This is a genomic window from Photobacterium sp. DA100 (assembly GCF_029223585.1).
Classification (GTDB): Bacteria; Pseudomonadota; Gammaproteobacteria; order Enterobacterales; family Vibrionaceae; genus Photobacterium.
Map to the genome: position 1 here is coordinate 3364008 of NZ_CP119423.1, position 13559 is coordinate 3377566.

Annotated in this window: 14 protein-coding genes and 2 tRNA genes; 4 read left to right on the forward strand and 12 right to left on the reverse strand. The window is 50.5% G+C overall.

The window, feature by feature from the left end:
• Positions 1-96: 96 nt before the first annotated feature.
• The 7 genes from PTW35_RS15290 to PTW35_RS15320 all read right to left on the reverse strand — a co-directional run bounded on the left by PTW35_RS15290 (position 97) and on the right by PTW35_RS15320 (position 5838).
• A tRNA-Leu gene (locus PTW35_RS15290) sits at positions 97-182 on the reverse strand.
• Between the two features lie 175 nt (positions 183-357).
• Complete coding sequence (locus tag PTW35_RS15295) at positions 358-1368, reverse strand: LacI family DNA-binding transcriptional regulator (protein WP_281025717.1); 1011 nt, start codon at positions 1366-1368, stop codon at positions 358-360.
• Between the two features lie 240 nt (positions 1369-1608).
• Positions 1609-2331, reverse strand: a complete 723-nt coding sequence (gene chbG, locus PTW35_RS15300; protein WP_281025718.1) for a chitin disaccharide deacetylase — start codon at positions 2329-2331, stop codon at positions 1609-1611.
• 56 nt (positions 2332-2387) lie between these two features.
• Positions 2388-3704 carry a 6-phospho-beta-glucosidase gene (locus tag PTW35_RS15305; protein ID WP_281025719.1) on the reverse strand — a complete coding sequence of 439 codons (1317 nt, stop codon included), beginning with the start codon at positions 3702-3704 and terminating at the stop codon, positions 2388-2390.
• A 9-nt stretch (positions 3705-3713) separates the two neighbouring features.
• Positions 3714-4025, reverse strand: coding sequence for a PTS lactose/cellobiose transporter subunit IIA (locus PTW35_RS15310; RefSeq protein WP_281025720.1), 312 nt, complete (start codon positions 4023-4025; stop codon positions 3714-3716).
• A gap of 56 nt (positions 4026-4081) precedes the next feature.
• Complete coding sequence (locus PTW35_RS15315) at positions 4082-5410, reverse strand: PTS sugar transporter subunit IIC (protein WP_281025721.1); 1329 nt, start codon at positions 5408-5410, stop codon at positions 4082-4084.
• Positions 5411-5529: 119 nt separating this feature from the next.
• The gene (locus tag PTW35_RS15320) at positions 5530-5838 is read right to left on the reverse strand and encodes a PTS sugar transporter subunit IIB (RefSeq protein WP_044624250.1); all 309 of its coding nucleotides are present in this window, start codon (positions 5836-5838) and stop codon (positions 5530-5532) included.
• A 516-nt stretch (positions 5839-6354) separates the two neighbouring features.
• Here PTW35_RS15320 and PTW35_RS15325 point away from each other — a divergent pair.
• Entirely contained in the window at positions 6355-7545 is a 1191-nt protein-coding gene (locus tag PTW35_RS15325; RefSeq protein ID WP_281027527.1) for a carbohydrate-binding protein, read from the forward strand.
• A 70-nt stretch (positions 7546-7615) separates the two neighbouring features.
• On the opposite strand, the gene PTW35_RS15330 is transcribed toward PTW35_RS15325, so the two are convergent.
• The 3 genes from PTW35_RS15330 to PTW35_RS15340 form a co-directional block, all read right to left on the reverse strand.
• Positions 7616-7701: transfer RNA gene (locus PTW35_RS15330), tRNA-Leu, on the reverse strand.
• 120 nt (positions 7702-7821) lie between these two features.
• Positions 7822-8163, reverse strand: a complete 342-nt coding sequence (locus tag PTW35_RS15335; RefSeq protein ID WP_281025722.1) for a hypothetical protein — start codon at positions 8161-8163, stop codon at positions 7822-7824.
• A complete protein-coding gene (locus PTW35_RS15340; protein WP_281025723.1) occupies positions 8163-8366 on the reverse strand; it encodes a hypothetical protein in 204 nt (67 codons plus the stop codon). The genes PTW35_RS15335 and PTW35_RS15340 overlap by 1 nt, the downstream gene beginning before the upstream one ends.
• Positions 8367-8596: 230 nt before the next feature.
• Between PTW35_RS15340 and PTW35_RS15345 the strand changes: the two genes are divergently transcribed.
• The gene (locus tag PTW35_RS15345; protein ID WP_281025724.1) at positions 8597-9091 is read left to right on the forward strand and encodes an RDD family protein; all 495 of its coding nucleotides are present in this window, start codon (positions 8597-8599) and stop codon (positions 9089-9091) included.
• A 62-nt stretch (positions 9092-9153) separates the two neighbouring features.
• Here the strand turns inward: PTW35_RS15345 and lptG are convergent, their stop codons facing one another.
• Together lptG and lptF are read right to left on the reverse strand one after the other, a co-directional pair.
• Positions 9154-10224 carry an LPS export ABC transporter permease LptG gene (gene lptG / locus PTW35_RS15350; protein ID WP_281025725.1) on the reverse strand — a complete coding sequence of 357 codons (1071 nt, stop codon included), beginning with the start codon at positions 10222-10224 and terminating at the stop codon, positions 9154-9156.
• Complete coding sequence (lptF, locus tag PTW35_RS15355; RefSeq protein WP_281025726.1) at positions 10224-11324, reverse strand: LPS export ABC transporter permease LptF; 1101 nt, start codon at positions 11322-11324, stop codon at positions 10224-10226. The genes lptG and lptF overlap by 1 nt, the downstream gene beginning before the upstream one ends.
• Before the next feature lie 196 nt (positions 11325-11520).
• Between lptF and pepA the strand changes: the two genes are divergently transcribed.
• Positions 11521-13029, forward strand: a complete 1509-nt coding sequence (gene pepA / locus PTW35_RS15360) for a leucyl aminopeptidase (RefSeq protein ID WP_281025727.1) — start codon at positions 11521-11523, stop codon at positions 13027-13029.
• 52 nt (positions 13030-13081) lie between these two features.
• Entirely contained in the window at positions 13082-13534 is a 453-nt protein-coding gene (locus PTW35_RS15365; protein WP_281025728.1) for a DNA polymerase III subunit chi, read from the forward strand.
• Positions 13535-13559: the final 25 nt, after the last annotated feature.

Genomic DNA, 13559 nt, shown 5'->3' on the forward strand with positions numbered 1-13559 from the left:
GCAGCTTGGATGGTAATATATGAGAGGCACGTTCACTTTGCTTAGGTGCAGATACAACAAAGCCCCGACTTTCGTCGAGGCTTTGTTGTTTGAAATTGGTGCCCGGGGCCGGACTTGAACCGGCACAGTTATTCACCGGCGGATTTTGAATCCGCTGCGTCTACCAATTTCGCCACCCGGGCAGATGCGGCTCATTATACGTATATCAGCCTGATAGACAATCATTTTTTTCTATCTTATCAAAACCACCCTGCAGGTGCATAGTACGCAACCAATACGTTCAAAACAGCACCACCAGCTTATGGCATCATTTCTTTGTTGAGTAGATCCTCATCAATTACTTGAGAGCATCAGAAATCATACTTCAGGGATAGCCTGTTTATTTATACTCTGTCGTAGGCGTAACTCCGGTACAAAGTGCTTCGTGATAGAGCATTCCGTTTGGTTGAGTTGACACATCAGTAGTTCAACGGCGGTTTGAGCCATTTGACTAATAGGAAAGTGAACCGACGACACCTGCGGATAAAGCGCAGCACAAAGCTCAATACTGTCGAAACTTATCAAGGATAGTTGTTGCGGCAGTTTTACATTATGCTCATGGAAATATTGCAATGCCCCCTGGGTCATTTCCTCACTACATGAAAACAATGCCGTCATTGATGGTGCAGAGCGATGGAGTTGCTCCGCCGCTAAATAACCACTTTTTCTGCCGTAGTCTCCCTCTGCACAAAACGCAGGTTCAAAACTAATCGCCGATTGGTGCAAAGCTTCTTTATAACCTTGTAGGCGGAGGTGGCTGCTTGGACGACTTATAGGACCGGTGATACAACCAATGTGGCGATGCCCCTGCTCTATCAAATGCTCCACCGCCATTTTTGCTGCTAGAGTATGATCAAAAGTAATGCAGCGAGACTCCAAGCCTTCAACCACCCGGTCCAGAATCACAAACGGAGTAGATTCCTGAGCAAGCTCCCTCAATTCATCGTCACTCAAATGGCGACTATTCAGGACATATCCTTCACACCGGAGGGCATGGAACCGGCGAATCGCTTCCCGCTCACCTTCTGCGCTGTGGTGTCCTTGAGCGGTGATCAGAAACTTTTTGTGCAAATCCAGTTCTGCCTGTACCTGCTCCATCATTTGGCCAAAGAATCCACCTGTGTAATAGGTGACAAGCAAACCAGTCATATTGGATGAAGCTGTCGCCAACGAACGGGCGATCGCACTTGGCCGATAGTTTAGCTCTGCCATTGCCTGCTCGACTTTCCTTTTGGTATCGGAACGAAAGGCACCTTCTCCATTTATGATCCGCGATACTGTCGAGCGGTGGACACCAGCCAATGCTGCAACATCTTTTATACTTGCCATGGCAGTTGCCTCTCCTCCTTCACCATTATTTTCCAACCATATTATTGGTTCATCATATCTCGCTAGCGACTATAAAGTGATTTAATTGGTACATGAAGTGATTAACGAGCGTTTTAATATTCAGATCTCAACATATAGCAAGCTGCCAGTAGAATGCATCGGTTCATATACAGAGGGGGAATAATGCACTACTGGCAGCGGCTATTATTTTTATTGCTCCCTCACCGCTCTAACTGCAAGTTACTTAAGAACATTGAAATTACTGACGGTCACCTCCCACCGTTCCAGTGCTTCACCCAGCCTATCGTCCGTCAAGATCTCTAATTCCTTCGCCCTTGGCAGCACATAGCTACTAGATTCGAGTAAAGGCTGATCGACATAGGCCGGATGGCACATAATCTCTAGCACCTCGCACTGCCCACGGTGCTGATCAATAATCGCCAACAGATCATCAAGCTTCGGGGCATCGCTATAGAAGTCCTTATTGAAGGCATAACTACGTCCGCTAAACGAACTCGAAGCCCGGAGCGGTACCTGATAGCAGCCAACAACATCCTCGATAACAGGCAATAGCTTGGGGTGCATATGCGTATGGTGGTGACTGTCGACATGGCTAAGCGGTAACCCCGTAGCCAAAAAACACTCAATCTGTGCTGTTACCTCATCGGCCACCTGTTGCTCATTAAAATCCCGCCTTAACCAGAACTCATCTTTATTCAAAAAGTAGCCATCATTTCCCACGAGGCAGGAGGGAACGGTTAAAGGAGCTCCGGCAGTTAACCGTAGGTGTAGCCCGACAGCCAACGAAGGATTCTCGGCAGCTAGTTGAACTGCATGATTCTCCGCCAGCTCCCCAACCATCATGGTTGTCGAGCGCACTACCCCGTTATAGCACGCATCAGCGATCCCAAGATTGACGCCTCGCGTCAAACCAAAATCATCGGCGTTAAATATGACATGCATAATTTACCTCCTCATGCGAAACAGCGCGGCATGCCACCGCACTGGTCGCAGGTAAGTTAGCGTGCAGAAAAATTCGGCAAATAGTCGTGATTTACCCGCAGCGTATCATCAAGTATCCCTTTGGCCCGAGTGATATCCGGAACCAGAGGGTTGCTTGCCAATGCCATCAACGCTTTGTCATAGTCACCACTGACCGCGGCCTCGATCGTCAATTGCTCATAAGCTTTGACCTGATGGATCAAGCCACTCATTGCCGGACTCAGCGTCCCGATCGCCAGCGGACGAGCTCCCCAGCTCCCTACCACCGCACTGCATTCGATCACCGCATCATCCGGTAGGGTTGTGATGGCCCCGTTATTGCGAACATTAATGACATGGATCGTGTTGAGGTTGTTGTAAATGGCATCGACCAAGTTCAATGACGCATCGGAGTAGTAAGCGCCGCCGCGCTTCTCAAGCAGCTCGGGTTTATGATCCAGCGTGGTATCTTTATATAGCTCGAACAGCTCGGCCTCGGTTTCCCTGACCTGCTCGGCCCGAGTCCCGCCGTTGAGCGCGGCCTCTTTTTCTTCGGCCAGCATGGCATCAGTCTGATAAAAATAACGATGGTACGGACAAGGGATCGCCCCCAGCGCTTTTAAAAAGTCAGGATCCCACGGCTCTTCGAAGATATTGTTCATGCTGAAGTTCGCACCGTCACCGATTTTTTCCAACACCTCAGCAGTGATATCTGTGCCATCAAGCCAGGCACGGTGTGCCCATACCAAATGGTTCAGCCCGGCACATTCCAGCGATAGGCTCTCTGGCGAGCATTTCATGATCTCCGCAATCATCATTTTCATCGATACCGGGACATTGCAAAGGCCAATGGATTTCACCTTGGTGTGTTTCAAGATCGCCTCGGTCACCAGTCCTGCCGGATTGGTGAAATTGAGCATCCACGCATTAGGGGCCAGTTCTTCAATATCCCGGCAGATATCCAAAATAACCGGGATCGTTCTGAGTGCCTTCGCAAACCCGCCCGGGCCCGTTGTCTCCTGCCCGATCACATCGTACTTAAGGGGAATTCGCTCATCGTTCGCACGCGCCTGCAAACCACCCACCCGGAACTGGGTCATAACAAAATCCGCACCGTCAATGGCTGCCCGGCGATCCAGCGATGCCCGAACCGTCATTTTCGCCCCAGACTTTTCGACCATTCGCCGCGTGAGCGCCTCGATGATCTCCAGCTTTTCTCGGCCGGCTTCAATATCGACAAAGTGCATCTCCGTGACTGGCAGGCTGTCTAGCCGCTTGAGCACTCCTTCGACCAGCTCTGGCGTGTAGCTGCTTCCCCCACCGATAATCGCAAGCTTGAGTGATGGTTTCGTCATAATCGTTCCTTATTTACCTGACAACCTTTCATGTAAGGACACCATCTCCGTCGCCATCTCGTGGGCAAGAATGGTTGTCATCAAGTGATCCTGGGCGTGGACCATCACGAGGGTCATCTTCACTTTGCCTTCCCCTTCATCCGCTTCAATGAGCTGGGTTTGGGTCAGATGGGCTTGGTTCAGGCACACCTTGGCCTGTTTAAGCCGTTCGCGAGCCTGGTCCAGCTCTTGTTTTTTTGCCAATGACAGTGCCTCAAAGCACAAACTGCGTGCCTCGCCCGCATTAACGATGATGTTCATCACTACCGCTTCTTGATCCATATATAACTCTCCTTAGTGAAAAGCCAGGCGGCGGCTCTCCCGCCTCCCGGTAAATATTAAGCGGTGACACCCTCCCCCTCTGGGGCCTTCTCTTGGGCTGCTGCGGTTTCACCTTCTTGCTCGAGCAATTGCTTTTCAAAAATCTTGAAGAACGGCAGGTAGATGAACAGATCGACAACAATCAGCGCAACAACCAGCAACACTGGGGCCAGCGTCCAGCCACTCCCCCACGATGCACCGATAATTGCCGGGGTTGTCCACGGGGTTGTGGCGACCCCCATGCCGACAAAGCCCATATGCACGGCGGTATAGGCAATCACTGCATTGAAAATAGGGGCGAAAACAAACGGGACAAACAAAGTTGGATTAAGTACCAGCGGTGCACCGAAAATAATCGGTTCGTTGATTTGGAAGAAGCCCGGAACCGCACTCATTCGTCCTAGGCTGCGCAGGTGAGCCGAGCGGCTGAACGCCATCAGGATAGCCAGCGCCAAGGTTGCCCCCGAGCCGCCGATGAAGATGTAGAAGTCCCAGAAAGGTTGCGTAAAGATATTAGGGATAGGCTCGCCAGCCACAAACGCCTCGATATTGGCGCCAATGTTAGTCAGGAAGATTGGCGATAGCAAACCAACAACGATGGCTGCACCGTGGATACCGGCAAACCACAGCAGCTGAGACAGTAACAGCGCACCAATGATGGCAGGCAAGGAGTTCGAAGCGCTGACGAGCGGCTTGAACATCTGCATCACCGCATCCGGGATCAGCATGTCAAACTGGGTCTGGACAAACAGGCTCAGTGGATACAACGTCATGAACACAACCAATACCGGGATCAGCATTTCAAACGAGCGAGCAATCGCCGGCGGAACCTGCTCGGGCATCCGAATGGTCACATTGTGCTTTTTCAGTAAGCGGTATAGCTCAACCGAGAAGAACGCACACAAAACGGCAGTGAAGATCCCCGTGCCGCCCATGTGCGCGGTCGGCAATCCGCCATCTCGGGCGGGGGAGGCAACCAACAAGAAGCTCATCAGCGACAGGCATGCACTGGTGATGCCATCGAGCTTGTAAGCGCGAGCGAGACTATAGGCGACGCCCAGCGACACAAATATTGTCATAATGCCCATCGACATGTTGAATGGCATCATTATTTGGTCGAAGTTATTGCTTGCGAAATCCAGCCAAGCACGGGCAAAGGCATTTTGAGAGTCTTCGGAAAACGGGGGGAAAGCCAATATTAAAATAAAGCTACCCACGATAATAAAGGGCATTGCGGTAATAAAGCCATCACGCATTGCCCGTACATGTTTTTGTGTACCCACTTTCGACGCCAACGGAGCGATATGCTGTTCGACGACGTTCATGACCTTATCATAAAACTTCATATAACCAGTCCTTTTCTTTCATCTAAGCTTCTCTCAAAAACAAACATAGAGAACAAAGAATTCCTTATTTAAAATCAAGTTAAAACAGCCGAGTATATTTCTATTGATTTTGCTTGGCTCTAATCTGATATTAATGACAAGGCCTGATCGAGAACTTCCTCGCCTTTCATCATGCCGTAAGCCATCGGTGAAATCGCTTCAACCGGTTTACCATAGCGACTAGCCGTCTTCCTCAGTTCCTCTAGCTGAAAGCGAACTTGCGGGCCTAGCAGGCAGACATCAAACACTTGTATCGCATCTTCAAACGCCGTCACTGCTTGCGCTTCAATTTGGCAATCAATACCACGCTCATCCGCTGCTTTTACCATTCTCTGAACTAACATGCTGGTTGACATGCCAGCGCTACAACATAACAAAATCTTCTTCATCCCACTCTCCAGTTTTTTTACGCTTTCCAAACGTTATAAAAAGTCTAAACAAATAAGATAAAAACCTAAAGCGCAACCGGTTGCATTAATTGTGAACACACTCTCAATTTATAATGGAAAATGAATTAAAACACTCCAACCAAATAAAAACACAAAAATATTATTTAACCTCATTATAAATGAGTAATTTGTCGATAGTCATTTATAGCATCATTTAAATCAAAGTTTCCATGAAATAAAATAAAACAAATTAAACATAATGAGAAATGGCCCGCATAATCAAAGTACCTTTGTAGAATATTTCAAATAAAAGGAGCGCTATTAAATAACCAATCACGAGTTATTTGATTTCCAAAGCATTTATTACAGTTATATCAATAAATATTTGATACTTTGACCAACCTCTATATGTGAGTAACTATGAACCTGAATAAAACAACGCTAGCAGTATTCTGCTACAGCGCAATACTTGCGACCTCAATAACAGCCCAGGCAGCCTCTAAAGGCACGATTTACATGACATTTGACGATGGACCAATCGATGCAACCATCCCCATTGTGGAAATCATGAACGAGGCTGGTGTAAAGGGGACCTTCTATGTCAATGGCTGGCACCTCGATGGGATCGGTGACGAGAATGAGGATAGAGCACTTGAGGCACTGCAGCTGCTCCTCGACACTGGACATACCGTCGCCAACCACAGCTACAACCATATGGTGCACAACTGTGTCGAGAAGTTCGGCCCCAATAGTGCCGCAGAGTGCAACGCGACCGGTAACCATCAGATTAATTCTTACCAAGATCCTGCATTCGATGCCTCTATGTTCGATATGAATGTGACGGTACTTGAGTCATATATTCCAGCTATCAACAGCTACCCGAATTACAAAGGTAAAAACCTCGCCCGCCTGCCCTACACCAACAGCTGGCGGGTCGCCAAAGATTTCAAGGGGGATGGACTATGTGCAACCTCCGATGACTACAAGCCCTGGGAGCCTGGCTATATCTGCGACCCAGCCGATCCCTCCAACAGCGTCCGCTCATCCATTGGCGTTGCGGAAATCCTCACCAATAAAAATTACCAGTTCCACGGCTGGGATGTCGACTGGGCACCGGAAAACTGGGGCATTGACATGCCAGCCAACAGCTTAACTGAAGCCGAAGCTTTTCTGGGATATGTCGAAGCCGCTTTCAATACTTGCGCCCCCACAACCATTGAGCCGGTCAATTCAAAGACCCAGAACTTCCCATGCGGTACACCGCTCCATGCCGACAAGGTGATCGTACTGACCCATGCCTTCCTCTACGAAGATGGCAAGCGTGGTATGGGGGCAACCAAGAATCTGCCTAAACTACGCAAGTTCCTCAAGATCGCCAAGGAGGCAGGGTATACCTTCGACACTTTGGACAACTATACCCCGGAGTGGACAGTAGGTACCTCGTACGCCAAAGGCGACTATGTCACCCTCGACAATACCCTGTATACCGCAACGGTTGATCACACGGCGCAAGCTGATTGGGCACCATCATCGACATCGAGTCTTTGGGTGAATAGCATGCCCCTCACAGTATGGACGGTCAATGTCAGCTACGATGAGGGCGATGTCGTGACCTACAAAGGTGCACGCTATGTAGTCAACGCAGCCCATATTTCGCAGCCGAACTGGACACCCGATAACGAGCCAACCCTATTTAGCAAACTGTAGATGATTTGATATTGGCGAGTGCCAGATACAACAAAGCCCCGACTTTCGTCGAGGCTTTGTCATTTGAAAATGGTGCCCGGGGCCGGACTTGAACCGGCACAGTTATTCACCGGCGGATTTTGAATCCGCTGCGTCTACCAATTTCGCCACCCGGGCATGCGAATCATTCTACGTATCTAGTTTGCCAACGCAATAGGAAAAAGGAAGAAAATCGCGCTCTCAAGTTTGTTTGCTGAGATTTTGAGCATTTTTGAAAATCAAGCCCATAACCCAGCGCTAAACCCGCCAGAATTGATATAAACACTTAGGTCCATGTTGTAGCCACCAGCCCAGCCCTGTCATCGAGACTTTATAGGGCAGCCAGGCACGCAGCCAGCTCTGACGCCGGGTAATTCTCAGAGATCCACCATTAGGGACAAGCACAACTAACTGATGTCCGGCAAAGATAAAAGGGGCGTGCGATAACGTCTTAGATACAGCAACACGACAATACAAACCAACCAAAGCCGACAGCATCCCAGCGCTCGGAACCGTAAGGGTCAGTTGAGTCCCCTGAGCGCTGAGGTGAGCGACTTCCCCATCAAGCTCGACCTCAACGCCACCATTGTACTCCAGCATCAATCGAGGTTGCGGCCGCGTATACTAATACTGCCGTTGACCTTCCAGATAGAATGGTCCGACTTTTCGCCGGCACCGCTGGGTACACTGATTTCAACGTGATCAAAATCATAGGTTAATTCAGCATGTCGCTCCGTCAGTTTGTCATAAAGGGCACCAGCCAGTTCCGGCCAGTTGGTTGTATTGTCATTGGTATCTGCCATGGTGTTGCTCCTCAATCACAATAAGCCCAAGAAGGCTTTCATTTGGAAATCGGCCTCTCCTTCCTCGCTCCGAGGCAATTTGGGGCCACAGACTTCAATAAATATAGTGCCCTTGTCCAAAACTGCTGTTGGGATGACTCTCATTTCCAAGATCCGCATCATTCACCCTCGCCAGTTATATTGCTACACTGCACGCAAGATCTTGAAGCTTAGCTAATTTGGATATCCCTGTGAAAAAGAAGAAACAACCGGACGTTGACACCACCAAACAATACCCTAGCCTTTTCCGCCGCCTGGCCGCCTGGCTCTATGACAGCCTGGTCATCGCCGCCGTACTGATGCTCGCAGGCGGCATTGCTATCGGCCTGATGGCACTGCTGGTCTCCATCGGCCTGGTCGATATCAGCGGCTACGAGGATGTCAGTGCCTACATGACCATGCACCCTGTGGTTGGCATGCTCTATACCGGCTACCTCGCGATGGTCATCGTTGGCTTCTTTACCTATTTCTGGTGCCAAGCAGGACAAACCCTGGGGATGCGAGCATGGAAACTGCGCATCCAAAATAAGGATGGTTCCAATATCCGCCCAACACAGGCAATGATCCGCATGGCGACGTCAGCATTTGGGCTAGGCAACTTGCTGGCGCCTTTCAGCAAAACCAAGCAGTCTTTCCAGGATGCCATGGCCGACTGTGAGATGGTTGTCCTGCCGAAGGCCAACTGATCTAGGCTGGTAATAAACAACAGACACAAAAAAGGCGCCAGTGGCGCCTTTTTTAGTCGAGATTATAGCTTTCTTCGCAGCAGATAGATGGTGATAAACAGGAACACCAGACTTGGGCCTATTGCTCCGATGATCGGGTGGAGCCGATAGACAATACTCATCGGCCCGAATACTTCATTCGAAATATAGAAACCGAAACCGAAGATCACCCCAGACAGCACCCGCGCGCCCATAGTCACCGAACGCAGCGGGCCAAAGACGAACGACAACGCCAGCAGCATCATCACCGCAATCGAGAAGGGCTGCAGCGCCTTGCGCCAGAACGCCAAGGCATAACGCGACGCGTCCTGCTTGGAATCCTCAAGATAGTTCTTGTAATCATAAACGCCAGAGAGCGACAGCTCCTCCGGCTTGAGAGTCACAACCGCCAACTTATCCGGGGTCAGGGTCGTCTGCCAGTGCATCTGCGGCAGGCGCTCATTGACCTGCTGCTCCCGGCCCAAAGATGTTAGCGTTACATCCTTGAGTAACCAGCCTTTCCCATTTTCAAATGTCGCCGACTCGGCAAAAGTTGAATGGGTCAGCTCGTCTTTTTCGTTAAACTGCCAGATGTTGATCCCGTAAAGCTCTTGCTGCTCATGGACCCGACCGATATAGATAAAATCATTGTCATCCTTGGTCCAAACTCCACGCTGGACCGAGAGGATATTACCGCCAGAGGTCCACAGGGCACGAAGCTCTCGCGCGGCTTTCTGGGCTTCAGGCGCCCCCCACTGACCAAGCAGGGTAACCATCAACATCAACGGCACCGCTGTCTTCAAAACTGACAAGCCAATATCTAGCTTGGAAAAGCCCGCAGCCTGCATGACCACCAGCTCCGAACTCGACGCCAGCATTCCCAAGCCAATCAGCGCGCCCAGCAATACTGCCATCGGGAAGAACATTTCAATATCACGCGGAATACTGAGCAAAACATAAGCCAACGCTTTCCACAGATCGTAGGTGCCGTCGCCTACTTTACGCAACTGCTCAACATACTTGATGATGGCCGATAGCCCCACCAAAGTTGACAAAGTCAGGGCCGAGGTCGAAATCAGCGTTCGGCCAATGTATAAATCCAGAATCTTAAACATCAGCCACGTCTCCGAAACTTCTCTCTCAACTTACGTACCGGTAAGGTATCCCAGCTATTAAGGGCTATCGCCACGACAAAAATAACCCCATTGATTGACCACAGACCAATATATGACGGCAGCCCCCCGTCTTCGACGGCAGACTTGGCCGCACTGATGGCCAGAAAGTAAGCCAGGTAAATCAGCACGGCCGGTACCAGCTTGGCAAAACGCCCCTGACGCGGGTTAACTGCCGACAGAGGAACAACCACCATGGTCAGCAAGGGAATACATAACACCAGTGACATCCGCCACTGAAACTCGGCCTTGGCTGCCAACTCCGGGCGCTGCATCAATTCCAATGTCGACAAGGCATCCCAGTCCCGGCTCTTTTCCCGTACTGCCCTCTGGCCAATCAACGCCTGATAGTCATCAAACTGAGTAATAGAATAATCCAACCGGGTCGGGATCCCCTCATAGCGAGTCCCTTCTTTCAGGTCCAATACCTGCCGGCCATCTGGCAGCTCGCTGACATAACCACGGTCTGCTACCATCACGCTCGGACGCAACGCATCGCGGGCGGACAGTTGGGCAATAAACACTTTGTCCAAACGGCTGCCGCTGTTGGTGATATCGTTAACAAATACCACCCCTTGGCCATCCGGCGCAGACTGAAACTGTCCTTTCACCAACAAATCCAGGCCGGAATCCGCTTTAACCTGCTCCATTAATTGCTCGGTTTTTTCCACCGACCACGGGGCCAACCACAGCGCATTAAAAGCCGCTACCGAGCCGGTGATAATCGCCAGCCACAACGCAGCCTGGATCAAGAATTTATTGCCAATACCAGTGGCATTCATCACGGTAATTTCACTTTCGGCATACAAGCGGCCGAAAGTCAGCAAAATACCGATGTACAAACTGAGCGGCAGCATCAGCAGGGCCATGGAAGGCATGTATAAACCGAGCAAGGTGGCGATCAAATCACTCGGGATGGAACCCTCTGTTGCATCAGCTAGAATGCGAATAAATTTCTGACTGATAAAGACAAGAAAAAGGACAAAAAGCACCGCAAATTGGCTTTTTAATGTCTCACGCGTCAAATACCGAACAATAATCACGCTTTAATTACCCATAGAAAACTTGTTTTTTTACTGGAATCACTATAATTTTTCGGTTAATCAGTTATTTTTTTAATCTTTCGGCTAATTGTTAACCTGCACTTTAATCCTATACCGAATTTATGGTCCAGCAACATAAGTGCGGCATTATCTAACATTTAGCTTTAATTGTCTTTATTAGGATGTAGGAGTACGCATGGAGTTCAGTGTAAAGAGTGGTAGCCCCGAGAAACAGCGCAGTGCCTGTATCGTCGTTGGCGTATTCGAACCACGTCGCCTTTCTCCCATTGCCGAACAGCTCGACAAAATTAGCGATGGCTATATCAGCTCACTGCTTCGCCGTGGTGATCTAGAAGGCAAGCCTGGCCAAATGCTGCTGCTTCACCATGTACCAAACGTATTATCAGAGCGTGTATTACTGGTTGGTTGTGGTAAAGAGCGCGAACTTGATGAACGCCAGTACAAGCAGATCATCAAAAAAACCATTAGCACCCTGAACGAAACCGGCTCGATGGAAGCGGTCTGCTTCCTGACCGAGCTGCACGTCAAGGGACGCGATACCTACTGGAAAGTCCGCCAAGCCGTAGAAACGACCAAGGACAGCCTGTACACCTTCAACCAGTTCAAGAGCAACAAGCCGGAAACCCGCCGCCCGTTGCGCAAGCTGGTCTTCAATGTACCGACCCGCCGCGAGCTTTCCTTGGGCGAACGTGCCATTTCGCACGGCCTGGCTGTAGCCTCTGGCGTCAAAGCTGGTAAAGATCTCGGCAACATGCCGCCAAACGTGGCCAACCCAGCTTACCTGGCTTCACAGGCTCGTCGCCTGGCTGATGATTTCGATACCGTTAGTACCAAGATCATTGGCGAGCAGGAAATGAAAGAACTAGGCATGACCTCATACCTAGCCGTCGGCCAGGGGTCGAAGAACGAAGCCATGATGTCGGTCATCGAATACAAGGGCAACCCGGATTCAGATGCCAAGCCAATTGTCCTGATCGGTAAGGGGCTGACCTTCGACTCCGGCGGTATTTCTATCAAGCCATCAGCCCAGATGGATGAAATGAAATACGACATGTGCGGTGCGGCGACTGTCTTTGGCGCCATGAAGGCCCTGGCCAAACTGAACTTGCCGATCAATGTGGTGGGTATCTTGGCAGGCTGTGAAAACATGCCGGGTGGCGGTGCCTACCGTCCAGGTGACATCCTGACCACTATGTCTGGCCAGACAGTAGAAGTGCTAAATACCGATGCCGAAGGCCGCCTGGTACTTTGTGACGCCCTGACTTACGTTGAGCGTTTCGAACCAGAGTGCGTTGTCGATGTCGCGACACTGACTGGCGCCTGTGTAGTGGCATTGGGTAACCATATCAGTGGTCTGCTTTCGAACCACAACCCGCTGGCCCACGAGCTGATCAACGCCTCGGAGCAAGCCGGTGACCGCGCATGGCGCCTGCCAATGAATGACGAGTACCAAGAGCAACTGAACAGCCCGTTTGCCGATATGGCCAACCTTGGCACTCCGGGGGCTGGGACCATTACCGCAGGTTGCTTCCTGTCTCGCTTTGCCAAGAAATACAACTGGGCGCACCTGGATATCGCAGGTACCGCTTGGGTCGGTGGCAAGGCAAAAGGTGCAACCGGTCGTCCGGTCCCACTGCTGGTCCAGTTCCTGCTCAACCGAGCCGGCCTAGAGAACGTCGAGTAACATTGACGCTAGAGGGGGCCAAACGGCCCCCTTCGTTTATAGAGTAAACGCCATGACTCATGCTACTTTTTATATAATCAGTGAACAGCAACATGCAGAGGATAACGACTTCCAGCTGCATTTTGCCTGTCATCAAGCAGCAATGAGTTACCGCCAGGGCCACAAAGTCTACTTGCTTGCTGCAGACAAAGCGCAAGCAGAACAAATAGATGAGTACTTATGGCAACTGGATCCCGATAACTTCGTGCCCCATAACCTGATTGGTGAAGGCCCCCGAGGCGGTTCACCGGTCGAGATTGGCTGGCCCGGACTGCGCCACAGCGGACGGCGCGGGATCCTGATTAATTTGGGACAAGACGCACCAAATTTTGCCGTTACCTTCTCACAAGTGGTAGACTTCGTCCCTTGCGATGAAAAACAGAAGCAATTGGCACGCGAACGCTACAAGCAATATCGCCAGGCTGGTATTCAGCTCAACACCGCCAATGCTGCTAAGACGCCCTAATTCCACATAGATCCTTCTAAGAGCG